The organism is Vibrio sp. 10N.222.54.A3 (genome assembly GCF_041474095.1).
Classification (GTDB): domain Bacteria; phylum Pseudomonadota; class Gammaproteobacteria; order Enterobacterales; family Vibrionaceae; genus Vibrio; species Vibrio crassostreae_C.
This window is the reverse complement of the sequence record NZ_JBFRTN010000090.1, coordinates 1-25234: the sequence shown is the minus strand read 5'-3', so window position 1 is coordinate 25234 and position 25234 is coordinate 1. Positions and strand designations below refer to the sequence as shown.

Below are 25234 nucleotides of genomic sequence, written 5' to 3'. Positions count from 1 at the left end.
TGAAAGTTAAGAGTTGAGAATTCAAAGTGACAGTAAAGAGTAAGATGAAAACAATTATTTTCCTAATAAGCGCAGTGATGAGTACTTTGCTGCTGTCCGGCTGTGCAACCGACACCTATGTGAGCCAGGAGAACCGAGACAAGTTCGCAGGCATCGATGTGTCTAAGTTTTTAATCAGCGAGTGTTTGGCGCCAGAGCGTGAGGTGCACATCGCCATCGCAGAGCATTTTGCGTTTGATAAATACCAATTACGCGACCTCGATAAGATCAACTTGGATACCTTTGTTAAAGAGATCAGAGGCCTCGAAGGGCGTATCACGATTGTCGGCCATACTGATTACAAAGGTTCTCTGGAATACAACGAACGTCTTTCACAGCGCCGTGCTAAATCGGTCGCAGATTATTTGAAAGGGCAACTAGACCCAACGCAATATGACTGGGAAGTGAAACATCTTGGTGAGACTCAACCTCTTCTGTTTGGTAAGACAGATAAAGACCGAGCGGAGAACCGCCGTGCATTTATTGTGTTTGAAGAAGCTCAGAAGTACGAAGAGATGCCTTTCTGTGAGCCACCAAAACCAGAACGTAAAGTTTATATGGCAATGACGCCACACTTCGATTTCGATAAGTCAGTACTCAAGCAAGAAGATCTAACTCAGTTAGATGACTTCACAACGAAGTTGAGCGGCCTGCAAGGTAGCATAATGGTGGCAGGGCACACCGACCAATCGGGTTCACTTTCTTACAATGAAAAGCTGGCAGAGCGCCGCGCAGAAACGGTGGTTGAATACCTCAAAACCAAACTCGACCCTAAGCAGTTTATCTGGGAAGTGAAGTCATTTGGTAAGTTGCAGCCTGCGATTAATGAACGCTCTGAAAAAGCCGATGCATTAAACCGCCGCGCGTTCATTGTGTTCAAAGAATCTGATATTACCGCCGAACAGCAAGCTCTTGCTGGCAGTGAACAAGAAGCGGTGAGCAGCGAGAGCGATTAGAGTTCACCGAAGAATAACGAATAGTTGCCTTTACAATAAAACGCAAAAAGCCCCATACGTTGGGGCTTTTTGTTGCTCGCTCTACGGATTAAGTCGGGTCGAAGATCTATTCTGATGGCAAATTCTGTTTCAATTCCAGAAGCATTCGGTAGGCACTTTCTCCTGACATCTCATACGGGTTGAACTGGTCTGATGTTGAAAACTGTAAATTAACCAGTTCAGTTAGGCTAGATTGTGGAATATCACCCATAGACCAATCACCAAACTGCCTACAATCGATCTCTTTGAAATATAAAATCATGACGTTTTTGTGTCGCGTGTCATTCAAGATATGATTGTAAGTATGGTTCACTGCGGTTCTCGAACCTTCAATACATTGCAGGAAATACTTATCATTGTGGCTTAGAAGGCCTGTTAAATGGCTTTGCTTATTGCGGTCGTGTGAAATCTGAAGAATGTCGTTCAAAGCCTGAGAATCGCAACTTTCACAGAGCGTACTGACATAAATTAACCGAGTTAGGAACATAGGCATCATTTCGAATTTTTTTTCAAAGGATATTAATAAATATAAGCCAAGATCATGGAATTGCGAGTTATTGATTTAATTGTCACTCGGTGGCTTTTGGAAGAGAAGAGGGTGGGGATGAAGTAGAAAAGGGCAGGTTGCAAGATACGCTAAAATGACTCGAATGTTGGCCATTCAATTATTTTAGCGACCTGCTTGTGAGCTCGTTAGTTGTTTAGAGTTGAAATCGATTCAACGTTAGAAGAGGAATCAAATCGAACGTTGACCAACACATTTTCACGTTCGAAAGTCACATCATCAAAGTCAGTCGTTGCGATCTTAAATCCATTTCTTGCGAATAAACTCGTCACCGTTGTTCGTTGTTTCTGTTCCATACCGCATGTCAGTAGTTCGTTCATCGTGATCTTCATTAGGTAACCGTGTGCATAGTGTAAGCGTACAGACTCTACATTATGAGAACAATTGCTTAATCGATAAGCTATATTGATATGTTCAATTGAGTGATTCAGGTATTTAAAAGCCGGATGGATAGTGGGCAAGGGAGTTATGCGACCTATGACAAGTGGAGCGTTATGTGACCACTGATCAGCATTCCTTGAACACGAAGTTTGTCGCAAAAATCGCGTTGAAATAAGTGGTTACAAAGCAGGAGGAATTATGCCCGCCGTTTGGTATGTTTGGTCGGTTATTGGAAATATTATCGGCCTATATCTCACTTAACTAAAGTACATCGATTTACGATGAGTAGACTCCTCAATACGCCTTCTTTTTATTTGAATTTTATATGCTAAGTGGTGTTGTTATAATTGTTATTAATTGCATAGGCTTGATTTTAATATTGGTTTGATTTATAAAACAAGCATTCGTTCATTAACTTCATGATTATATTAGTTTTTACTAACCTTTAAATAACATGGAGAAAGGCGATGAATAAGAACCAAACACGCAACAGGTTAGCGAATTTAGTGCGACTTCGTAGGTCATACAAAGCATCAGACTTTCTGGTGGGTTCTGATGAACTCCGAGTTAAAAAAGATGTGTATAGCTTACGTAAAATCAAACAGTTAGAAATTCGTCAATTGGGTCTTAAAGAAAACGCAATCAATATCGTTTCGTTGGCTTTAGTCCTCTCGGCGGCGACTTGGGCATTTGTTCCTCAGTTCGGTTTACCAATGCTTGCACTGACCTTTATTTTGGCGTTTGTTACATGGCGACGATATGAGTTGCGTGCAGAGTTTAAAGGGGCCGATGAAACTGGCGACCATTGGGTTTCCGTGGCGCGCGGTTGTACTCGAGAAGAGTTCAAAGTATTGAAAAACGTTGAATTGGCTTTACGCGATCAGCTGTCTTAGTGGCTAGATCTGTTAAGGTTAAGGTCTTATAAGCGTTAAGCTCCCATAATCAACAAGGCTCGTCATTGTATGGCGAGCTTTTTATTTTCTGAAAAACACAGGTAGTGCAGGTTACTTTGAGAGGCCAATGCTTATATGTGTAATGGGGGTTGATATGAATCTTAAGTCACGGCGTTTTTGATGCTCTTTGTGGTTTTGAATATAGGGAGAGGGTGGAAATGAATACACGAGTCAGTGAGAGTTCTTTTAAAAGGCTCATCCAGTTAGTTGGTTGTGTTTTGATTATAGTGTTGAGCAATAGTCGACTCTCCAATGCTCAAAGCATCGAGTTTCCTACTTGTGTACAGAGCGAGGTTTTGAATACAGAAATCCACCTTTATGTTGATGAATCGGTGTTAGATGAATATTCCAAAGCATTTATAGCCTCTAAAATAGCGACATGGGAAAGCTATTCGAATCTGGTGTTAAAAAACTCCTGCGTCCCTATGACGAGAAAAGTCACTAAGGTGACTTATACGTCTGAAATCGACAGCCTTTGGTTTCAAGATTTGGGCGCAGCAGAGAGGTTATTAAAACTCTCGATGGAAGAACCGATTCCAGAAACAACAGAAGACGGCGTCCCCATTTTTACTGGGATAGTATTTTCTAATTATAATTTTAGCTTTGAGTCTGATTATTGTGGTATGTCTTCTTCGGTATCCTACTTTTTTTCTTTAGCGATAAACTGCCCTGATTACTTAATGGAGCATGAAATTGGCCATTTAAGTGGTGCTAATCATGACTATAAAACGTTATTGAAAGATTTTGATAGTATAGAAAGTTACATTTCTGGAACGTATCCAAGAGCTCCTCAATATTCCTTCGGTACAATTTGTGCTGACAGAGGCACAGTGATGTCTTATGAGCGAGATGTTATACCTGCATATTCCAGCCCGGACATCAGAGTAGATGGCACAAAGTGCGGGGATAGCAAATACCACAATAATGCGAGAGTGCTTAGAGAGTTCGCACAAGCTTATTTAACCCCATGATTGCCTAGCTGGTAGCCTGTTGTTTTATCGAACGTTATAACGCGTTCAATTCAAAGTGTTTGTCCTGTGATCTTTAAATTTGGAACGAGCGTATTTCTCCCAGTTTATTAAGGAAGAGTATGTATGATGTTATCCAAAGAGAATGAATCAAGAATTATTGAAATGGCGTGGGAAGACCGAACGCCATTTGAGGCAATAGAGCACCAATTTGGTTTAAATGAATCGCAAGTGATTCGTTTTATGCGTAGCCATCTCAAGCTTGGCAGTTTTAAGCTGTGGCGCTCACGTGTTTCTGGGCGCTCGACCAAGCATGTAAAACTGCGCAGTTCGGACGTTTCGAGAGGTTATTGTCCGACTCAGTACAAGCATCGTTAAAAGAGGGGATGCCCAGCCAGTATCCCAAATCAACACACAGATATGGGAAATGAAAGGAATGAAACAATTTTGCGCTCTACTTTTGGTGCTGCTTAGCTTCGGCATCAGTCATGTTCAAGCGAATGATACGCGACTTAAGCAAGCTTACGAAAATCACCAAAGCGACGTTCAGGTGCGCGGATCGGGTACGGTGTATCGAGTACTTCCTGATGATAATAAAGGCTCTCGACATCAGAAATTCATTTTGCGACTCGATAGCGGACAAACCTTGTTAGTCGCACATAATATTGACTTAGCGCCTCGTGTTCAGGGACTGGCAAAGGGCGATCGAGTTGAATTTTATGGTGAATATGAATGGAACAAGAAAGGTGGCGTAATGCACTGGACGCACAAAGACCCTCGTAATCATCACACTCATGGTTGGTTGAAGCATAACGGGAAAGTATACGAGTAAACACCTCCGAGACTTTTCCCTTCAAGGCTATAAGATAAAAAGGAATTTTGATGTTTAAGCTGGAAACTGACAGGTTAATTCTTCGAGATATGAGTATCGAAGACGAGTGTGCCTTTGTTGCGATGTCTCAAGACGCTAAGTATCAGCGTTTCTATGACGAAAGTGATTGCGAACCTAACAAATATCGAGAGCTAACCCAGCTGTTTGTTGAGCAGGCTTCAGAAGTTCCTCGACAGTCCTATCAGCTTGCAGTTGAAAACAAAGATTCGGGGAAGTTTATTGGAACCGTTTGTTTGCGCCTTGAGGGCGATAAACAAGCTTCGATGGGCTGTGCTTTCTCAAGGGAAATTCAGGGAAAAGGGCTTTCTATAGAAGCTTCTGAAGCCCTCGCTGATTTTGGTTTCTCAGAGTTAGGCATATACCGTATCTACGCTGAAACCATCAGCAAGAACTTGGCTGCGATTAAGTTATGTAAGTCACTAGGAATGAAACAAGAAGCGTGTTTTAAAGATCATCGATTCTTCAAAGGTCAATGGTGGGATACAGTTGTGTTGGCGGTTGTTCGATCTGATTGGGGAAAGGCTTAGTGATGGAAAGTGAAAGGCTCAAATTAACCCCTCCATCATTAAAATACAGCGAAGAGATGTTTGAGGTGATAAATGAGTGCAAGGCCGAGTTTTCCCCATTCTTACCTTGGGTTTCTGATTCTCTAACTAAAGAGCAGCTAGAACTTAACATTCAAGATGCTACCAATAATTTCGCCAACTTTACTGGCGAGTTCTGGTTCAATATTATTGAAAAGCAAACAGGGGCATTTATCGGGGCTATTGGCTTTATGATCAGAGACGATACTGTCCCTTACTTTGAAATCGGCTACTGGTTGCAAACATCAAAAACGGGCTTGGGTTACGTGAGTGAAGCTGTCCGAATTATCGAAGAATATGCATTCACTCAAAAAGGTGCGAAAAGAGTCGAAATTAGGATGGCAGGCTCGAATCTTAAAAGTCAGGCCGTGGCCAAACGATGTGGCTATCAACTTGAAGATCGCTTAGCCAATGATCGACGTTTGCCATCAGGAGATATGGACAGCACGCTCGTTTACGCCAAAATAAGCCAGTCTTAAATGTGTGCTGTTGATTCTTAATGTGTGGCACTTTTATTGAGAGAAACCGTAAATTCCCAAGTAATCTGAAAGACCAACATTTAGCGCTTAGTTATCTGGCTCATCGTCTACAGTGACGTCACCATTCATTGAGTTGTAGTAAATGGAGATTCCAGGCACTACTCGATAGTGGTAGATACATTGATCGGTTTGAATGTATTCAGCGATGTAGTCTGTATCTGTAGGCGAATTAAAGCTAGAAACACTAGGGGGATCAAGAAGTAGAGCGCCCCACACCGAAATGCAATCTTCGGTATTGTCCAGTCTTGGAAAGTCTTCTTCTGCGTACCATTGCTGGGCTGGATATCCCCATTCATTGAAATCGAGCTGACCTGTTGCAGATTCATCATAGATAGGTACATTCGTAGATGCACCGCCACCGTTTGAGGTTAAATTTTTTGAATAGGCAAAATCGACACCTGTTTTAAAAGAAGCGCCAGTGCCTTTCACAACTGCAATATGAGAATCAGTACTTACGTTGAGGAACCTTGGAGCAGCAGTTACGGCGAGTATTCCAAGGATCACAATAACGACAACAAGCTCAATAAGTGTAAAACCGTTCTTTTTCATTTAGCACCTCTTTTAAAGGCCGCTAGTATGCATTATAAGTTACTCTTACCAAAGGGAATATCCTTATTTTAGTGGTAATTTAAATGCTCAATAATGAATGTTGTGATTAAGGTAACTTATATTTTATAAATTTCATGCGTATGGTTTAAGTGCTGTGTATCTCACTTTGATATTAATTTTAGTTCTATGAAGGTTTGGCAATTAATGAATTTCGTAGAAACGGTAAAGCTTCATCTTTCAGGCGTTGGTTATCCAGAGGCTAGTGTTAAAACAGGGCAGGTTCGATCTATATCGGCGCTCGTTTATAAAACCATCAAAAACAAAGATATCTCTAATGTTTTGTCCCTGTGTACTCAATTGCTTGAAGAAAGGGATTGGGCGTTAGGTGTTATTGCTTACGACTGGGCTTTTAGAGTAAGAAAACAATATTCGAAAGAAACGTTTCCAATCTTTGAGCATTGGTTAATGGAGTATGTCATTGACTGGAATGATTGTGATGACTTCTGCACTCATGCGTTTGGTGAGTTACTGTCTCAATACAATGAGTTGTTCGAACTCATAACCAAATGGGTCGAGCATTCGAATTTTGCTGTACGTAGAGCTGCTGCTGTCATCTTAATTTATCCGATCAATCAGAATCGATACTCAGCGTTGGCTCCGCTTTGTGTGGCAGATCTATTGCTAGAAGATGGACATGACCTCGTGCAGAAAGGATATGGTTGGATGCTTAAAGTCCTCAGTAAAAAGGAACCTCAACAGGTTATTGGTTATTTAAACGCTAAGCATGCCGCAATACCAAGAGTTGCTTTTCGCTACGCGATTGAAAAGCTGGACGATAAAACTAAGCGAGAGTTAATGTTACTTTAACCACTGGCACTCCTCAAATCATCATCAGAATCCGGTGTGATTAATTATAACGATTAAAATAGGAACCCAAGGTGCAAGAACAAACTAGAGGACTCGATCGAGAAGGGTTCATTCAAAATCTTTATTCGCCAAAGAACATTGCGCCTGAATTTCAAGAAGTGGTGTCAGCAGTCGTTGATTCGCTGCTAAGAGAGCTTCCAGGTCAAGTTGATGGTATCTACTTGTATGGAAGCGTGCCTGGAGGAACGGCCATTGTTGGTCGCTCTGATTTGGATGTTTCTATCGTACTCGCTACGCCTGTTGGTCAGAGAGAAAAGGAAGTATTTAACCTACTTTCCGGCACCATACCCCAAACCTATCCGCAAGTGACCAAGCTTGATATCGATCCTGGCTTCCTGCGGGATGTTCTGCAACCCAACGAAGAATTCCATTGGCAGTTTTGGCTCAAGCATTGTTGCTGTTGTATTTGGGGGAATGATCTATCTATAAAGTTTCCACGATATAAGCCCAGCAATGAAATAGCCCAAGCTCTTAATGGCGATTTATCGACTTTTCTTAAGCAAATGCCCTCGAGTTTCAAAACAATGACTGATGCGGATATCGTTAAGGTAATTGGTAAAAAGTTAGTGCGAGCGGCGTATTATTTTGTGGCTGAGCAAGACGGCAGTTGGTACACCAATCTGAGCCAGTGCGCTGCAGTCGCCAAGCGCTATTACTCCAATCAAAGCGACGATATTGAGCTAGCTCATCAATACGCTCTCGGAAATTTGATATCTAAAACAGAAGCTTTTGAATTGTATGAAAGGCTGAGTAAAAAGCTTGTTGTAAATTAAGCATTAACACAAGCTAGAACAACAAACTTAACTACCTTTGTAACGGCTTTAGGAAAATTAGATGGATGTCCACGAGTGTGTTTCTTTTATCATGCTGAAGGAATCGCAGGTATTACTAGAAAAGCGTAGTGAGTCTAGGGAGACCGATCCCGGTTTAATCACTATACCTGGCGGCCATATTGAACACGGTGAAAACCAGGTTCAGGCGCTGTTTCGTGAACTTGATGAAGAGCTTAATGTTGTTCCGATTGATTACCAATACTTGTGTTCGCTTTACCATCCTACGAAGGAACTTCAGTTGATTCATTATTTTATCGTGAGTGACTGGGAAGGAGATATCACCGCTCAAGAGGCTGATGATGTTAAGTGGTATTCACTAGGTTCAGCTCCTGTTGGTATAGCAGCCGATGGTATTGCTTTGAAAGAAGTAGAGCGCGTGGGTAGGTATCTTTAGTTTGGATTCGATAAGATGTTTTGGACGTTTTTTGAGGGCTCAAAAACGGTGAAACCCCAGTGTTGGTAGTGTTAAGAATGATAGTATAAAAACTGAATATATTCCAATATGTTATCTAACTAATCCTGATAATACTCTTCGAAAAAAATGCAAATTTTATTAACTTAACTCATTGATTTGATTATCGTGATTTGAGTTATTATCACTGTATTTTGCAAAAAGAGTAAAGCGCAAAAAATGGAAAATCGAGATAATAATTCCCCACGGTGTTGTTTAGATTTCTCTGGTTGTGACTACCTTTTATTGGCCATATTATAATGTGGTGGTGTCGATCTTCTGCCGAGTACCTGAATCCAAATATAACAAATTGCGTAGTAATAGGCGGTTTTAGTTGAGGGAGCCAACTCGCTCTTTTTTCTCCACAACTCAGCCATCAGCTTACGTCCAATTTGGCCAATAGATTTGATGGCAGGGTTGTGCGTCTGAACATGACGACAGAAGCTGCTCATTTTCTCTGCCTGATTTTTTACGGTTCTTTTTGCCCCCCCTGTCCTTAAGTATAGATGTATAGTTCGATTTAACTCATATTCCATTCTTGTCATGATCTACCCCAGGTATGCATTTGTCATGTCTGTTCGATGATGACCAAACTCTCGATAAGATTGAGATTGGAACTCTAGGTAGCTTTAGTTTATTGAGAGCATTGATCAATACAACCAAATTAAATCAGTTTGTTTTTTTGAGCTAAGGGGCTTTAGATATTTAAGTTATTCATAAACTAATATTTAGAGTTAAAGTTCAAACTATTGTCATTTACGAAGCTAGGTAATTGATATAACTATACTTTATCATTGTTATTCCGTGATGGTGCTCAAGAGATAGTCTCTGTTTACGTTTTTTTACTTGAAAGCTATGCTAATAAGGACATAATGAACGTAAAGTTTACGTAGGTGGTGAAGGTGTTAATGTGAGCGAATCTAAAACAGAGACTGACTTAAAGAAAACAACTATACATGAAGCCGCAAAAATCGCGGGTGTATCAATAGCTTCGGTTAGTCGAGCTTTGAATAATAAACCTGGTATCAGCGAGAAAACACGTAAACGAATTTTAGATATCTGTAAGGATTTGGGTTACGTGCCGAGTACATCTGCGCGAGAGTTAATGGGAAATCATAAAAATACCATTGCTATATCTCTTGGGCCGATAGACTTCTACGCTTCTCGTTATTTGGGAATGCTTTGGCCTTCACTATCAGCTGCAATTCGTAACTCTGGTCGTAACTTGTTACCTGTGAGCTTTGGGGAAGTTGACTTACAGCAAGTTGGTGGTGCGATTTTACTTGGTATGACTACCAATGACCCACGTGTTGAAACCTGTAAAGAACTGGGTTTGCCATTCGTATGTATTGGTATGAGCGAAGGGTCCTTCTGGGTTGCTCCTGATGATTTCAACGGTGGTCGGGAAGCGACGCAACACCTAGTTGATAAAGGGTTAAGCGACATTTGTTTCGTAACACCAACAACTTATGGTGATGGTTATCAGTTTCGTCATCAAGGTTATATGTCGGTCATGGCGAGTAATGCGCTACCTATACGTGAATTGCGCACTGGGCATGATCCACTGGGAGAGATTGCCGCATATCGTTACTTTGTTTCTATGGATAAGCAACAACTCGAGCGCCACCAAGGGTTTGTTTGTGAGAGTGATGAGACGGCTTTGGGGGTCATTGCTGCGTTAAAGGATCGAGGCTACAAGATACCGGAAGACTTTTCTGTCGTTGGTTATGATGGTTTACCGGGAATTTCAAAAATGCTGACTACAATTGTTCAAGATACGGACAAAATAGCAGCCAAGGCAGCTTCTATGCTTGAGCTTGCTATGTTAGGAGAGCAGCCAGTAGGAGCTGTAGTTCCTATAACTCTGAAGCTCGGGCAATCGACGTAAACCAACAATATTAATTTTATTAACATGGGTATATCGAAAGGTATACCCATTTTTTATTCAATAAAGAAAACTTTACGTTATTGCGATGTGTTAAGTTATGAGATTAAGAAAATAGAGGCTTTTTTATAGTTTTTTCTGTTGGAGAAGCCCAATATCTGGCCAAAATAAGAGCAAGATCACTAAAATGGATTACTGTAACTTAACAAGAACGAAAATGTGACCGGAATAACGTAAGCGTTTACGTTAAGTGTGCATAATACCCTCAGATTTTGAAATTAATGAACTGAGGGCAACATGAAAAAAACAATATTGGCAGCATCCCTACTTGCTGCAAGCCTGTCTGCAACCGCAACTGAAAAAACAGAAATTACTATTGCTGGCTGGGGTGGTAATGATGTCGTTGTATTGAATAACTTGGTCAAAGAAGTATTAGCTGACGATTTTGCAAAATCGGGGCTAAGCGTTAAATACCAAGCGGTAGAAGGTGACTTCTCTCAGTTTATAACCAACTCTTTATCGGCTGGTACTGCTCCAGACGCATTCTACGTTGACGTGGTTTTTGCTAATACCCTCGTTAATTCTGGCAAGGTAGCAGCAAACAGTGATTCACTCGCTAATGTGAGCTCTGCAGTCATTCCAAGCCTAAATAGCGCGTTTACGTCAAATGGTAAACAGTATGGAATTGCTAAGGATTTCAATACGATCGCGCTGCAATATAACAAAGATATTTTCGATGATGCAGGCGTTGATTACCCAACAAATAGCGATTCTTGGGAAGATTTACGTAAAAAACTGATCGCGGTGAAAGATGAGCTAGGTGATGAAGTATCAGGTATCTGTGTTATGCCTGATTACGCGCGTTTTGCTCCATTCGCACTTGCGACAGGCTGGAAACCTTTCAATGAAGAAGGCAAAACCGTACTGGATGAGAACTTCGAGCGTGCATTCAATTTTTACACGGGCCTTGTATCAGAAGATGAAGTTGGCATTTTGGCAACAGACTTAGGTCAGGGCTGGGGTGGTGGTTGTTTTGGTACAGAAGAAACGGCTGTAGCGCTTGAAGGTAACTGGATCAGTGGTTACTTACGCGACAAAGCGCCAAACCTTCCTTACGGCACAACACTAATGCCAACCGATCCGAAAACCGGTAAGCGCGGCAATCTTCTATTTACTGTTGCATGGGGCGTAAATGCAGACGGCAAAAACGTAGAAGCAACTCAAAAAGCCGTTCAGATCCTTACTAGTCAAAAAGCGCAAGAGTGGGTATTGGACTCTGGCCTTGCACTACCTAGCCGCAAATCTCTAAGTGACGCTAAATTCTTTGAAGTTGAAGATTCAGAAAGTGAGTTGGCGAAACAAGTATTTAAAGGTGCTCTAGAAGGTAACGTTGAACCATTTGCGTTTGGTGATTACGGCACGGCTTGGATGACTCCGATCAATGAAGCCTTGAACTCTGTACTGCTTGGTCAAATGACGCAAAAAGAAGCGCTCAAAATGGCACAAGCAAAATACGATGTATTGACGGCTAAGTAGTAGGGCGAACGATGAACTCTTTACGTTTACGCCAACAAGTTTACGGATGGCTCTTGGCAGGGCCATTTGTACTGACTTTAGTGGTGTTCTTTCTGTATGCATTGGTTCGTACAGTTTACTTTAGTTTTACTGAGTACGATCTGTTCAGTGACGCTGTTTGGGTTGGCTTAGCTAACTTCAAGGCGTTGCTTTCCGACGACTTGTTCTTACTGTCATTGGCAAATACGATTTGGTTCTCTCTCATCGTAACCTGTGTTCAAACGGTATTAGCACTAGGCTTAGCGATTCTAGTTAACTCAAAGATTCGTGCGAAAAGCTTCTTTAGAACGGCTTTTTACTTACCAAGCATTCTTTCTAGTGCTGCGGTAACGTTAATCTTCATTTGGTTCTACCAAAAAAACGGTTACCTAAACGGCTTTGTTACGGACGTAGTGAATCACTATCCGCACATCAGTTGTTTCGTGCTGATAGCGGTGGCATCTCAATTTGTTTTGGTTACCAAAGACCGTATTAAAGGACTGCCTGTTGGCTGGTTCGACCCGGCATGGGCAATTCTCTCTGTGATTGTGGCGGGCATCGCAACCTTTATTGCAAGTGCAATGGGGTGGATTGAAGTCACGAAAGATGTGGTTGAGGTTAACTGGCTGAACACGCGTGACCATGTTGGTCCAATGCCATTAACACTCTGGGCTATCGTGATTCAGAATATCTATACCACGATTCCAACCTTCATGTTGCTCTTTTTGGCGGGCTTGCAAGGCATATCTGGTGAGCTATATGAAGCCGCGCACATTGATGGGGCTAACAAGTGGCAACAACACTGGAATATTACGATTCCTCAATTGGCTCCTGTGACATTCGTTGTCGTGACCTTCTCGATCATCGGTACGCTACAGATGTTTGACCAAGTTGCTCTGCTGGGTTCAGCTGCACCTCTCGAGTCACGTATTACTATGGCGTACTACGTTTACCACAACGCATTTCCACCGGGTGGCACGCCACAAATCGGTATGGCGAGCGCAGCGGCATTGATATTGGCATTCATTACATTGGCAGTAGTTTATCTGCAGAAAATCTTTGGAATAAAGGAGAAGGCAGATGGCTAGTCACACTATGACTTCAAAAGATGATGCGGTTCCTGTGGCATCTATGGAACAGGTAGCGAAATTTCAAGAACGACGCCGCTGGGCGAAAGTGGCGTGGGTATACAGTGCACTGATTCTGGTCGCAACAGTAATGTTAGGTACTTTCGTTGTCGCCTTTTTAGCGAGTTTAAAAGACGACCCACTTGAGCAACCATTCAAATTTAACTTTGCACAGGTTCAACCTAGTAACTGGGGGGCAGCATACCAACTGGGTCAAGAAGGTAACAACGCACCTATGTTTGGTGGTTTTGCTCCGGGAGCGACGGTCAACTTTACAGTCACTTACGCTGTTGAACAGGGCAAAGAGTTTCAGTTACCGACCATTGAAGTTCCACGTCGCCGTCCAGGTACTGGCATGGCAGCAGCAACGGTGACAGATTTTGCTTCTGATTATGCAGTGGTTAGCGAACCTCGTCTGGTTGCTTCAAGTGATGATGTCACCTATGTCGAAAGGCGTGGTCGTAACGAGATCACAAAGCAAGGCCAAAGCCAAACTTGGGAATTTAACATTCTTTACCAAGGAAACGGTCCTGAAATTGCGACGCTTCCACTAACCGTAGAATCACCTCGTGGACAAGTGTTGATTGATAGCACCCTGGCACCAAGCAAGATGGAGCGTCGTGGTCGAGTCGCTGCATGGGATAACGCAACACCGGGTGTGATCGGCTATGTATTCAAGTCTTACGTTCGTGTTTACACAGAGTCTGTGAGTTTGGATACAGGTAAGAGCTTGTTCATGAGCTGGACCATCAACTCGTTCTTTATCGCGATTGGTAAGGTGATTTTGACTCTGTTCCTCGCGTGCACCGCAGGCTATGCATTAGCACGATTGAAGTTCACTGGTGCACGTGCTGTATTCGCTTTCATGTTGTTCAGTATGATGATTCCAGCACAGGTGACGTTTATTTCTAACTACTTAATTTACAAAGATATTGGGTTGTTAAACACACCTTGGGCGGTCATCACTGCGGTGGTGGCATCCGGTCAAGTACTCATCATGAAGCAGTTCTTTGAAAACATTCCCAAAGAACTGGAAGAAGCGGCAATCGTCGACGGTGCTAGCCCGTTAGTGATTCTTTGGAAAGTATTTATGCCATTGGCTAAACCAGCCATTTTGTCTGTAACCATCCTTGGCTTTCAAGGGGCCTGGAATGACTTCTTCTGGCCACTGGTGGTGATAAACAGCCCTGCGGATGCATTCACGCTTCCTGTTGGTCTATTAAGTTTACGTAACGCCTATGGCGTAGCAGGTGACTGGAACCTGATTCTTGCAGGCGCGTTCCTGTCGACAATTCCAGTACTTATTGTATTTATGGTTTTTCAACGTTACTTCGTTGGTAACGATATTTCTTCCGCTGTTAAAGGTTAATCCTCGGGGATATTTAAGATGTTTATGAACTACACCGCTGGTCAAGGCGAACTAAAAAATTGGATCGTTGAAGAGACGGCATTTGATTCAGCACTTCAAGGTAAATGTGAAGTGGTAATGAGCCAAGGTAACGGCTACATGGGTGCCCGTAGTGCCACGGAAGAAAAGTATGTAGGCCAAGTGCGTAACCTATTCATCGCAGGTACTTATAACAAGTTCGATGAAGAGGAAGTAACCGAGCTTCCAAATGCTGCAGACATGAGTTCAATTGAGATGTTCATTGATGGCCGTCGTTTCCATCTGGAGTCTGGCGAAGTAAGCAACTACTCACGTCGTCTAAACGTTAAGAATGGTGAGCTGACTCGTGAGTTCACTTGGACAAATACAGAAGGCAAAACGTTTGAGATGCGCTTCCGTCGCTTTATCTCGCAAGCAAACCTTCATCTAATGGCGTTCGACGTTCAAGTTAAGGCTGTAAACAGCGATGCGAAAATCGAAATCCGCTCTGGTGTCGATGCTCAGCTATCTAACTCTGGCGCTCAGCACTTCCACGAAGGTGAAAAGCGTATCTACGACAAGCGCTTCATTGAGCTGCTACAACATACGACAGAAAGCAAAGTTGATTTCGTATTCCTAACGTCTCATCGCTACTTCGTAAATGGTACAGAAGTTGAGATCGACCCAGGTCTACAGATGGACCGCCGTAAGGTATGGCTGAACATCCATCAAGAGCTAAAAGCAGGCGAGACATTTGGCACTGAGAAAGTGGGTGTTGTACACACTTCTCGTGACAAGCAGTTCGATGTTGAAGGCTACGAGCTTCAAGCTCTACGTGACCACGCACTAACTAACCTAAAAATGAATGCTGACCGCAGCTTTGACGAGCTATTAGCAGGCAGCGGAGTTGAGTGGGACAAGCGTTGGGACAACATGAACATCACTATCGGTGGCAACGATTTTGACCAACTAGCGACGCGCTTTGCTCAGTACCAACTAAACATCTTCACGCCAATGCACGACTCTCGCTTCGGTATCGGTGCGAAAGGTTTATCTGGTGAAGGTTACAAAGGTCACTCGTTCTGGGATACAGAAGTATTCATGCTTCCGTTCTTCATCTACACGATGCCAGAAGTTGCACGTAGCCTACTTGAGTACCGCTTCAAAACACTGGGCGGCGCACGTAAGAAAGCAGCAGACAACGGCTACATCGGTGCTCAGTTCCCATGGGAGTCTGCACTTACAGGTGAAGAAGTAACGCCAGTATGGGGCGCAGTAGACATCATCACGGGTAAGTCGACCAAGATTTGGTCTGGCTTTATCGAGCAGCACATCACGTGTGACATCACTTATGCGCTATGGCAGTACTACCAGATCACGGGTGACCAGAAGTTCATGGACGACATGGGTTACGAAATCATGTTCGACACAGCAACATTCTGGACAAGTCGCCTAGAGTGGCTAGAAGACCGCAACATGTGGGGTATCTGTAACGTAATCGGTCCTGATGAGTACAAAGAGCACATCGACAATAACGCGTTCACTAACTACATGGCCGTTGAAAACATCAAGCTAGCGATTCGTTACTACGAAGACCTAGAAGCATCTAACACAGAGCTACTGGCGAAGCTGTCTGACAAGTTGAACCTAGTTGAAGCGCGTAAGATGTGGCTAGAGCGTGTTGAAGATATCTACCTACCGCAACCGCGTGAAGAAGATAAGATCATCCCACAAGACGATACTTACCTACAAAAAGAGATCATTGACCTAACTAAGTACAAAGAGCAGCCATTCGTTGGTGGTCTGTTCCAAGACTACAGCCTAGATCAAGTGAACGAGATGCAGGTTTCTAAGCAGGCTGATTTAATGGTTTTATTCCTACAACAGGAAGATAAGTTTGACCTAGAGACTAAGCTAGCGAATTGGAACTACTACGAGCCGAAAACGCTACACGATTCTTCTCTCAGTCTATCAACTCACTCTGTACTGGCGTCAGATGTTGGTAACCCAGAGTTGTCTTACGACCTGTTCCAACAAGCGGCTTCTATCGACATTGGTCAGAACATGAAGAGCTCGGATCACGGTATCCACGCAGCGTCTATTGGTGGTATGTGGCAGTGTGTTGTATACGGTTTCGGTGGTGTACGCATGCTTGGTGGCGAACTGCGCATTAACCCGAACCTACCTAAACAGTGGGATAGCGTTAACTTCCCAATCTACTGGAAAGGTGAGCGTCTGGAAGTAACAGTAGACGGTGCTCAAGTAAGCATTGTTCGTCCAGAGTTTAACGGCCAGCCACTTAACATCGAAGTTGCGGGTGAGCCACGTGTAATTGAATCAACAGAGGCTACTTTCAATGTGTAAGGCATTTATCTTTGACCTGGATGGCGTAATTACTGATACCGCTGAACTGCACTACCAAGCATGGCAGCATATGGCGAACGAAGAAGGTTACTATTTCGATCGTGAAATCAATGAGCAACTGCGTGGTGTGTCTCGTGAGGCCTCTCTAAAAATCATCCTAGATGGGAAAGAGATCAGCGAAGAGAAGTTTGCAGACCTAATGAAACGTAAGAACGACTACTACGTTGATCTGCTAAACACAATTTCTGCAAAAGACGTACTACCGGGCATCGAGCAGTTCCTACTGGAGCTAAATGCACGTGGCATCAAGGTAGCACTGGCGTCAGCAAGTAAAAATGCGCGTCCTATTCTACACCGCCTTGGCCTTACGCCACTGTTTGATGCAATCGGTGATGGATGGTCAGTACAACGCTCTAAGCCAGCACCAGACGTGTTTATTCACGCGGCAGGCCAAGTAGGTGTAAACGCTGACGAGTGTATTGTGGTTGAAGATGCAGAAGCGGGCGTAGATGCAGCCAAAGAAGCAGGTATGCGCGTAGTGGGGATTGGCCCTAATGAGCGCGTTGGTCATGCAACATGGCGCTTCGAGGATACAGCTGAGATGAAACTTGCTGCAATCCTATAAAGCTAAACGCTGATAAAGCAAGCTTTACACATAATAACAAAGGGGCAGCTTGCCTGCCCCTAATACGCCGAACAAGGCGAAAGAATTATAACGTAGGTAGAACAATGGCACGCTTAGAACTGAAGAACATCAATAAAATTTATCCAGATGGTGCGCACATCATCAAAGACGCCAACCTAGTAATCGAAGACGGTGAATTTACGGTTTTCGTTGGGCCATCAGGTTGTGGTAAATCAACCATGCTACGTATGGTAGCTGGCTTAGAAGATATTTCTTCAGGCGAAATGTGCCTAGATGGTGAGGTTGTTAATAACCTGTCTCCTACGGACCGTGGGATTGGTATGGTTTTCCAATCCTATGCACTCTACCCACATATGACGGTAGAAGAGAACATCGCATTTGGTCTGAAATTGGCGAAAAAGCTCAGTGCAGACGAAATCAAAAAAGCCGTTAAAAATGTTGGTGAAATGCTTGAGCTGACAAATTTGATGAAGCAGAAGCCAAGCCAACTTTCTGGTGGTCAGCGTCAGCGTGTTGCTATTGGTCGTGCGATTGTCCGCAACCCTAAGCTTTTTCTTCTTGATGAGCCGCTGTCGAACCTAGACGCATCATTGCGTGTTCGTATGCGACTTCAATTAGCGGAGTATCATCAAAAGCTGAAATCAACCGTGATTTACGTGACACATGATCAGGTTGAAGCGATGACCCTTGCTGACAAGATCGTTGTACTACGTGATGGTGCGATTGAGCAAGTAGGTTCACCGTTAGATCTTTACTATTTCCCGAACACATTGTTCGTCGCAGGCTTTATTGGTTCTCCAAAAATGAACCTGCTACCAGCCACACTAATTTCTGCTTGTGAAGACAAAGCACACGTTGAAGTGGGTGATTACAAGTTTGAAGCGGAAGTGAATGCTCAAGGAGCAACTCAAGGCGCACTAATGACACTTGGCATCCGCCCTGAAGATATCCACCTAGATGAGCAAGGCGTTGGCGTTATTGTTGAAGGTTTTGAGCGCCTTGGCACTGAATCACTGCTTTACACAACACTGGTGCGTGGCGGTCAAGAAGTCTTAGTGCGCGTTCCAGGTACAGTTCATGTTGAAGTGGGCCAGCGTTTGAACATCCGCATCCCTGCTGAAAAATGCCATCTATTTGATAACAAAGGTAAGGCATACGAGCGTGGCCATACGCTCAATGACCTAATCACGCTGCCGCCTCAAGTGCAGCAAGCAAGTTAATAACGATAAGAATAATAAAAAAGCCCGCGGGTGAGCGGGCTTTCAATTACTGCGTTAGCAACGGTTACAGCCGTTGCTAACGTGGACATTAATGCCTGTTGTAGCAGGTACCAATAATTGCTCCTCACCGGAGCGGCAGTAACATAGTGATAATAAGGTAATAATCATGAAAAAAACAGTAGTGGCTTCCTCTGTATTCTTAGCTTTAGCTTTTTCCAGTGCTCTATTCGCTGAAGAGACGCAACAGGATGATAAAAAGGAAGAAAGATTAGCAGCCACAGTTGAGCAGTTAAAGTCTGAATACTCTAATGCAGAACTACTTACTGCGTTAGATGCCCCTCAGCAAGAGGAAAGTAAATTTCATGGAGTTCTAGGTAGTAATATCGAAGTCGAGCGTATTATTCGAGATGATGGCGTTAATGAAGGTAAAGTGAAATACACTATAGCGCAAGGTAGTTTCCGACACGATGACTTACCTGGTTGGGACTTTGGTTTTTATTCTGGCCGTGAAGAGTTGTTTAATGGCAACCTGAAGCATGCCGACTACAACCGAGGCGTAAACTCAATCCAAGAAATCTATGTTAACCGTAGTTACAACCATGAAAAAGGTAACATTGGTTGGGGTTTAAAGTTAGCCGGTGAGAGTATTGATCAGCGCACGACTCCGGGCGGTAAAGTGTTTGGCTCTTACCAACTGACAGATCGTTTGGGTATGCATGGTTACGCGCTTTACCACGTGGAATACAAGCGTGGCACCGGTGAGTTTCCATACTGGGAAGTTGAGCCGGGCTTTGGCTACAAAATCAATGACAATACGGGCGCGTGGTTGAACTTTCGTTACCAAGAAGGTCAGTGGAATGCAAAAGATGGGTACTCAGAAACTGAGACTGAGTGGATTATCAAACCAGGTATTTGGCATAACTTCGGTAAGCTTTCTGCGTCATTGTGGGGTGAATTTGGTTCATTCGAAAAGAGTGTTGATGCAACAGGCGCTCATGCGTGGACGGAAGATTACTCTAAGCTAGGTGTGTCTGCCAACTACCCACTTTCAAAGAACTGGCGCATGTTTGGTGAGGCAAGCTACAAGAAAATTGACTTCGCTAGCGGCCCGCAACGCGATGAGTTCGATGGTTACATTCCACTGTTTATCTTAGGCGCAAACTACAGCTTCTAATTCAAAATTTGTTTCTCTCCTTCAAGCGGAGGAGGGAGCACCACTCTTTTTAGTATTTCTAGTTTCGGGCTGGCTTTGGCGGCAACAGGTCCAATTCGGAGCCTAGGCTTAGGCTCCATTTTTTATTGTCTATTCGAACCTAGACATATTTTTAACAACATCGGTATCGGCTTATGAGCGAACAATATCGCCCTTCACTTCATATGACTCCTGAATCTGGCTGGATGAACGACCCCAACGGATTGGTCTACTTCAGCGGCCAATATCACCAGTTCTATCAATATTATCCCCATGACACAGTATGGGGCCCAATGCACTGGGGACACAAAACCAGTAAAGATCTCATTCACTGGCAAGAGAATAGCCCAGCACTGCTACCTGATGAGTCAGGAATGTGCTTCTCCGGCAGTGCAATTGTCGATTGGCATAATACCTCTGGGTTATTTGAGGACGGCCAGCCGGGTTTACTCACTTTCTATACTTCGTTTATTCAGCCTAAGGTAACACTTGCCGACGGCACGCAGGTTGAAAACCCAATTCAACAACAGTCTTTAGCGTATAGCCAGGATGGCATGACGTGGAAGAAGTATGCTGAAGGTGCACCGATTATCCCAGCTCGTGGCAACCCCGACTTTCGCGATCCGAAAGTAACATGGCATGAAGAGAGCCAAGCTTGGATAATGGTGGTCTCTTGTGGTCAACATATTGAGTTCTATCGCTCAACCGACCTACTAGATTGGCACTTGGTCAGTGAATTTGGTTACCAACATGGCGCGCACAGCAAAGGTCCTTGGGAATGCCCGGATCTGTTTGAGATGCAAATTGAAGGTAACGACGAAACTCGTTGGGTGCTAGTGGTTGGCATAGGTGAAGGCGCACATTGCGGAGGTGCGGGCACGCAGTACTTTATTGGTGATTTTGATGGTAAAACCTTCACCAACCACAATTACCCTGAGACTGTGCTGTGGCTAGATTTTGGTCGAGATTACTACGCGACACAATCGTTCTCTGATGTCCCAAAACAAGATGGTCGTCGCATCGTCAGTACATGGATGAGCAATCATCAATATTCATCAGAACTACCCACAAACGCTTTCCGTAGTTCAATGGCACTACCGCGAGAACTGTTTTTGTTCGAAAGTAAGGCAGGATTGCGAGTAGGCCAGCGTTTTGTAAAAGAGTTAAACACAGCGCTAAGCCTTGATGCGCAAGAGATCTTACCAAATGATGAGCAGGCAGTAAGTATCTACAGCCAACATAAAGCGATGAAGTTCACCGCGGATTGTTCGTTGGATTCAGAGCAAACATTGCACCTGAACGTGTACCAAGATACGCCAGCTTTCTTTGAATTTAAACGCTCGGAAAAGGGCATTGAAGTGCGTTCGGTGCGTCGCGGTCAGTTTGGCAAAGCGCACATTGATAAGCACTTCCCACACGATTACCGAATCGAGTTACCTGTTGATAGCAAATTCCAAGTGGAAGTGTTGATTGATAAAGGCTCGGTCGAGCTTCTGATAAATGGTGGCGAGTTCAGCTTCACTAATCTTGTTTATGCAAAAAATACCGATGCCAACGTAGCACTAAGTGTCGATAGCGGCAGCTTAAATCTAGCCAATGTCCAAGTAGCCAGCCTAATGGGAGAGAAATAATGTTAACCGAACAACAAGCTCACAAGGCTCTACATCAAGTACTTGAATCCGTTGATCTGCCTAAGCTAACTAAGAAAGATGAAAAGGTATTTTTAGAACGCCTTGAGCAATACTTCCCATCACTGACTATAAAGCTACATGCTCTCTATGGTGAACGTTATGACTTCTTCCTTCACTTACAAAAGCTGGTGGTTGTCCTCGCTAAGTCCTTTGCTGGTCGTAAGCGAAAGTGGAAGAACCTAGATGAAAAACGTCTAGTAAACCCTACGTGGTATCGCAGCGAAAAAATGCTTGGTATGGCTGTTTATGTAGACCTGTTTGCGGGCGATCTGAACAAGCTGCAACAAAAGATCCCATACCTAAAATCTCTAGGTATTAACTATCTTCACCTAATGCCATTATACAAAGCACCAGAAGGGGATAGTGATGGTGGATACGCTGTGTCGGACTATCGCAAGGTTGATCCTAAGCTAGGCACAGAGAAAGACTTAGCTCAATTGGCTGAGGCTTTGTCGAGTGAGGGTATTAGTCTAGTACTGGACTTTGTATTCAACCATACGTCATACGAACATCACTGGGCAGAGCAAGCGCGTAAGAGTAACCCAGAGTTTGAAGACTTCTACTACTTTTTTACCGAGCAGCAAGATGTCGACGATTACAACCAAACCTGTCGCGAGATTTTCCCAACGGTACGCCGTGGTAGCTTTACGTATCTTGATGATATCCAAAAGCACGTTTGGACAACATTTAACAGCTTCCAGTGGGATCTGAACTACTCAAACCCAGCAGTATTTAACGCAATTACTGATGAGATGCTATTCCTAGCGAATATTGGTTGTGAGGGTTTGCGCCTTGATGCGCTAGCGTTCATCTGGAAAGAGAAATGGACACAGTGTGAGAGTCTACCAAAAGCGCACGCCCTGATTCAGTGTTTCAATACCTGCCTGCAGATTGCTGCGCCAGCAGTGCTATTTAAATCGGAAGCGATTGTGCACCCTGACGAAGTAGCACAATATATCGACAAGGGTGAATGTCAGCTCTCTTACAACCCGCTAATGATGGCGTTGATGTGGGAAAGTCTAGCAACGCGTAAAACTGAGTTGCTCACGGCATCACTTAAGAAAAGCTTTGAGATCTCTGATGCTTGCTCATGGGTTAACTATATTCGTTGTCACGATGATATCGGTTGGACGTTTGATGATTCGGTTGCCGAACAGTTAGGCATCAATGGTTTCGAACACCGTCGATTCTTGAATCAGTTCTATACTGGTAAATTTGAAGGCTCATTCTCGCAGGGCGTGCCGTTCCAAGAAAACCCAACGACAGGCGATTGCCGTGTGTGTGGTTCATTGGCATCTCTAGCTGGCCTGGAAAAAGCGATTGAAGCCGACGACTCACAAGCAATTGAGTTTGCACTTAAACGTATTCGTTTACTAAATAGTATTAACTTGAGCATTGGTGGTATACCACTTATCTACCAAGGGGATGAGTTAGGAATTTTGAACGACCACTCTTACCTAGAAGACGAGTTCAAACGTGACGACACTCGTTGGGTAAACCGCCCAACAATAACTGCCGAGAGTATTAAGCTTGCTGAGCAAGCTGGCAGTTATCAGCACCGTATTAACCGAGACTTAAAACAAATGGTGGAATTGCGTAAGCAAAATCCAGTGTTTGGTGAAGCGAAAACGGAGATCCTTGAAACTTATCGACCACATTTGTTTGCTTATTACCGTGCTCATGAAAATGGTGAAAAACTGTTGGCTATTTGTAACTTCAGTGAAGTCACCCAACACCTTCCCGCTTCTATTTGTGATGTGTTAGGCGGACGCGATTGTCTTGATGTTTTATCTGACCAACGCTTTAGTGGTCCAACAATTGAAGTACCTGCATACGAGGTGTTGTGGTTAAGCAATATTACTAAGGCTTAGTTTGTTGTGATTTATTACGCTCATTTCGTTTGTAGGCTCTGCTTAGTTATCAACTAGATAGCCAGTTTACGTAATGGTACGGCGAAAACACCTTATAAGAAGCCCCACCAACTCGTGGGGTTTTTTACGTTAATTATCGAGCATAGCGTAAATAAATCTAATAAAAACTCATTTAGAGTAAATATAAATTATTGTAAATTAATGATATTTTCTTTGTCTGTGGCCATTTAATGTACTAAGGTTTTAATGTCGCCTGATATAAGGTCACCTTGAACTTGATTCTTTAGGAGAGCCAAATGAAATATCTCATCGCACTTGCTGTTGCCCTAACTTCTATGTCTGCTGCTGCCGGAGTTCCTAAAAATGCGGAGCCAATTATGGCGTGTTATTTTAATGGAAACCTAATCGGCACCATGACACCGACACAGTGTTTTTCAAAAGGGGGCGCGTTATATCATGTTCAGCGTTCTTCCTCGAGAATATCTTCATAAATTGAGTGTAGTGGAAGACATATCTGAATCCATTTGTACGCCAATTTTAGTTACAGTGTGGACTCTCGGATTAGCCTGTATTCGTCATTACATAATGTGGTGGCGCTGATCTCCTGCCAAGTACCTGCTCCCAGATCTAACAAATTGCGCTGTAACTGTTTGAAAGGTGGTTCACGTTATAATTTTTAGAAAGTGTTGCAAGCATCACCTTTAAAAGTCGTTTTTTATAAGCGGCTTTTTGCTTTCTGGTATTTACCAAAACCTCCTCAAATAATGCCCACTTCTTTGGTTAGAATTGTTTTCTCTCGAGCTGTAGGCTTGGTATTCCCTTATACCTTGAGTAAGATGACCCGAACCCCCTTAGTTTTTATGGAATTATGACTGAGTTATTTGAGCAAAAAAATTTGCAGCCTTTGTACATTCAAGTCGCGGGAGAGTTAAAGCGCGAGATTGATAAAGGCACTTATCCTGCGGGCAGTAAGCTACCGTCTGAAAATCAGCTTGTGGACCTGCTGAAAGTCAGCCGTGTAACGGTGCGTAAAGCATTGCAGCAACTCAATTATGGCGGTTACATCTTCTCAGAGAAAGGAAAGGGCAGCTTTGTTAAATCCAATAAACTGCGTCACGATTTTCTTTCCATGTCTGGTTTGGCTCAAGAAGCGGCGGGCGCAGGGTTAGAGGCAACGAATATTGTTGATGCCTTTGAGGTGTTGCCTGCGGATGAGCTTGTCGCTCAGAAACTCAATATTTCGCTTGGTGAGCCCGTTAACTTTGCTCGTCGTTTACGATTGGTGAACGAACAAGTCGTCTCATTTGAAGAGTTTTATATCCCTCGAGTGCTGTTGCCTAACCTCACAGAAGTAGATCTTAAGGGATCTAAGTTCGAATATTTGAGCCGTCACGGTATTGAGATGATCAAGACGCAACAAAAACTGTTGCCGGCTCTGCCCGACGCCACCGTTCAGCAGTTATTGGATGTTGGGGAGCTTGATCCTATCTTGATCAACCAATCACAAAACTACTATGAAGAGCAGAAGATATACGAATATTCAACGGTTTACTATAAATCTAGCTTGTATGAGTTTGAGATAACCGCACGAGTTTAGAGAATGTCGAATAGCCCACCTTTGTGGTAATGCCGATCAGTTAAA

Annotated in this window: 25 protein-coding genes; 22 read left to right on the top strand and 3 right to left on the bottom strand. The window is 43.5% G+C overall.

Annotation, left to right across the window (positions count from 1 at the left end):
* The first annotated feature begins 44 nt into the window (after window positions 1-44).
* A complete protein-coding gene (locus AB4507_RS18665) occupies window positions 45-995 on the top strand; it encodes an OmpA family protein (RefSeq protein ID WP_017067279.1) in 951 nt (316 codons plus the stop codon).
* Between the two features lie 106 nt (window positions 996-1101).
* Here AB4507_RS18665 and AB4507_RS18660 read toward each other — a convergent pair whose 3' ends face one another.
* The gene (locus tag AB4507_RS18660) at window positions 1102-1521 is read right to left on the bottom strand and encodes a BLUF domain-containing protein (protein ID WP_017067227.1); all 420 of its coding nucleotides are present in this window, start codon (window positions 1519-1521) and stop codon (window positions 1102-1104) included.
* Between the two features lie 206 nt (window positions 1522-1727).
* On the bottom strand, window positions 1728-1919 hold the full coding sequence (locus AB4507_RS18655; RefSeq protein WP_017065380.1) for a hypothetical protein: 192 nt from the start codon (window positions 1917-1919) through the stop codon (window positions 1728-1730).
* A 528-nt stretch (window positions 1920-2447) separates the two neighbouring features.
* Between AB4507_RS18655 and AB4507_RS18650 the strand changes: the two genes are divergently transcribed.
* From AB4507_RS18650 to AB4507_RS18625, 6 genes are all read left to right on the top strand, one after another.
* Window positions 2448-2873 carry a hypothetical protein gene (locus AB4507_RS18650; protein WP_017065381.1) on the top strand — a complete coding sequence of 142 codons (426 nt, stop codon included), beginning with the start codon at window positions 2448-2450 and terminating at the stop codon, window positions 2871-2873.
* A 218-nt stretch (window positions 2874-3091) separates the two neighbouring features.
* Window positions 3092-3904: a hypothetical protein gene (locus AB4507_RS18645; RefSeq protein WP_017065382.1), complete on the top strand. Its 813-nt coding sequence runs from the start codon at window positions 3092-3094 to the stop codon at window positions 3902-3904.
* Between the two features lie 123 nt (window positions 3905-4027).
* Entirely contained in the window at window positions 4028-4279 is a 252-nt protein-coding gene (locus tag AB4507_RS18640) for a TIGR03643 family protein (RefSeq protein WP_017067224.1), read from the top strand.
* A 58-nt stretch (window positions 4280-4337) separates the two neighbouring features.
* Window positions 4338-4733, top strand: a complete 396-nt coding sequence (locus tag AB4507_RS18635) for a DUF3465 domain-containing protein (protein WP_017067223.1) — start codon at window positions 4338-4340, stop codon at window positions 4731-4733.
* Window positions 4734-4783: 50 nt separating this feature from the next.
* Complete coding sequence (locus tag AB4507_RS18630) at window positions 4784-5320, top strand: GNAT family N-acetyltransferase (RefSeq protein ID WP_372145962.1); 537 nt, start codon at window positions 4784-4786, stop codon at window positions 5318-5320.
* Between the two features lie 2 nt (window positions 5321-5322).
* Entirely contained in the window at window positions 5323-5856 is a 534-nt protein-coding gene (locus AB4507_RS18625) for a GNAT family N-acetyltransferase (protein WP_048609469.1), read from the top strand.
* 87 nt (window positions 5857-5943) lie between these two features.
* On the opposite strand, the gene AB4507_RS18620 is transcribed toward AB4507_RS18625, so the two are convergent.
* A complete protein-coding gene (locus AB4507_RS18620) occupies window positions 5944-6465 on the bottom strand; it encodes a type II secretion system protein (RefSeq protein ID WP_065608044.1) in 522 nt (173 codons plus the stop codon).
* 204 nt (window positions 6466-6669) lie between these two features.
* On the opposite strand from AB4507_RS18620, the gene AB4507_RS18615 reads away from it, so the two are divergent.
* The 15 genes from AB4507_RS18615 (at window position 6670) to AB4507_RS18545 (ending at window position 25189) form a co-directional block, all read left to right on the top strand.
* Window positions 6670-7332 carry a DNA alkylation repair protein gene (locus AB4507_RS18615; RefSeq protein ID WP_372183073.1) on the top strand — a complete coding sequence of 221 codons (663 nt, stop codon included), beginning with the start codon at window positions 6670-6672 and terminating at the stop codon, window positions 7330-7332.
* A gap of 71 nt (window positions 7333-7403) precedes the next feature.
* Complete coding sequence (locus tag AB4507_RS18610) at window positions 7404-8165, top strand: nucleotidyltransferase domain-containing protein (protein ID WP_372183072.1); 762 nt, start codon at window positions 7404-7406, stop codon at window positions 8163-8165.
* 61 nt (window positions 8166-8226) lie between these two features.
* Window positions 8227-8619: an NUDIX hydrolase gene (locus AB4507_RS18605; RefSeq protein WP_137001722.1), complete on the top strand. Its 393-nt coding sequence runs from the start codon at window positions 8227-8229 to the stop codon at window positions 8617-8619.
* Between the two features lie 967 nt (window positions 8620-9586).
* A complete protein-coding gene (locus tag AB4507_RS18600; protein ID WP_017060356.1) occupies window positions 9587-10564 on the top strand; it encodes a LacI family DNA-binding transcriptional regulator in 978 nt (325 codons plus the stop codon).
* A gap of 294 nt (window positions 10565-10858) precedes the next feature.
* Window positions 10859-12097: an extracellular solute-binding protein gene (locus AB4507_RS18595; RefSeq protein WP_136982396.1), complete on the top strand. Its 1239-nt coding sequence runs from the start codon at window positions 10859-10861 to the stop codon at window positions 12095-12097.
* A gap of 11 nt (window positions 12098-12108) precedes the next feature.
* Window positions 12109-13203, top strand: coding sequence for a carbohydrate ABC transporter permease (locus tag AB4507_RS18590; protein WP_017060358.1), 1095 nt, complete (start codon window positions 12109-12111; stop codon window positions 13201-13203).
* Window positions 13196-14611, top strand: coding sequence for a carbohydrate ABC transporter permease (locus tag AB4507_RS18585; protein ID WP_372183071.1), 1416 nt, complete (start codon window positions 13196-13198; stop codon window positions 14609-14611). The genes AB4507_RS18590 and AB4507_RS18585 overlap by 8 nt, the downstream gene beginning before the upstream one ends.
* A gap of 18 nt (window positions 14612-14629) precedes the next feature.
* Window positions 14630-16972, top strand: coding sequence for a glycoside hydrolase family 65 protein (locus AB4507_RS18580; RefSeq protein ID WP_029236448.1), 2343 nt, complete (start codon window positions 14630-14632; stop codon window positions 16970-16972).
* Window positions 16965-17597 carry a beta-phosphoglucomutase gene (pgmB, locus tag AB4507_RS18575; RefSeq protein ID WP_017060361.1) on the top strand — a complete coding sequence of 211 codons (633 nt, stop codon included), beginning with the start codon at window positions 16965-16967 and terminating at the stop codon, window positions 17595-17597. Before AB4507_RS18580 ends, pgmB begins: the two co-directional genes overlap by 8 nt.
* Before the next feature lie 104 nt (window positions 17598-17701).
* A complete protein-coding gene (locus AB4507_RS18570) occupies window positions 17702-18838 on the top strand; it encodes an ABC transporter ATP-binding protein (protein ID WP_017060362.1) in 1137 nt (378 codons plus the stop codon).
* 166 nt (window positions 18839-19004) lie between these two features.
* Complete coding sequence (locus tag AB4507_RS18565; RefSeq protein WP_136982394.1) at window positions 19005-20012, top strand: OmpG porin family protein; 1008 nt, start codon at window positions 19005-19007, stop codon at window positions 20010-20012.
* A gap of 173 nt (window positions 20013-20185) precedes the next feature.
* Window positions 20186-21661, top strand: coding sequence for a glycoside hydrolase family 32 protein (locus AB4507_RS18560; protein ID WP_136982393.1), 1476 nt, complete (start codon window positions 20186-20188; stop codon window positions 21659-21661).
* Complete coding sequence (locus AB4507_RS18555) at window positions 21661-23592, top strand: alpha-amylase family protein (RefSeq protein ID WP_017060366.1); 1932 nt, start codon at window positions 21661-21663, stop codon at window positions 23590-23592. Before AB4507_RS18560 ends, AB4507_RS18555 begins: the two co-directional genes overlap by 1 nt.
* A gap of 296 nt (window positions 23593-23888) precedes the next feature.
* Window positions 23889-24083 (top strand): hypothetical protein, encoded by a 195-nt coding sequence (locus AB4507_RS18550; protein ID WP_048617545.1) that lies wholly within the window; start codon window positions 23889-23891, stop codon window positions 24081-24083.
* Between the two features lie 377 nt (window positions 24084-24460).
* Window positions 24461-25189, top strand: a complete 729-nt coding sequence (locus AB4507_RS18545) for a GntR family transcriptional regulator (protein WP_372183070.1) — start codon at window positions 24461-24463, stop codon at window positions 25187-25189.
* Window positions 25190-25234 lie beyond the last annotated feature (45 nt).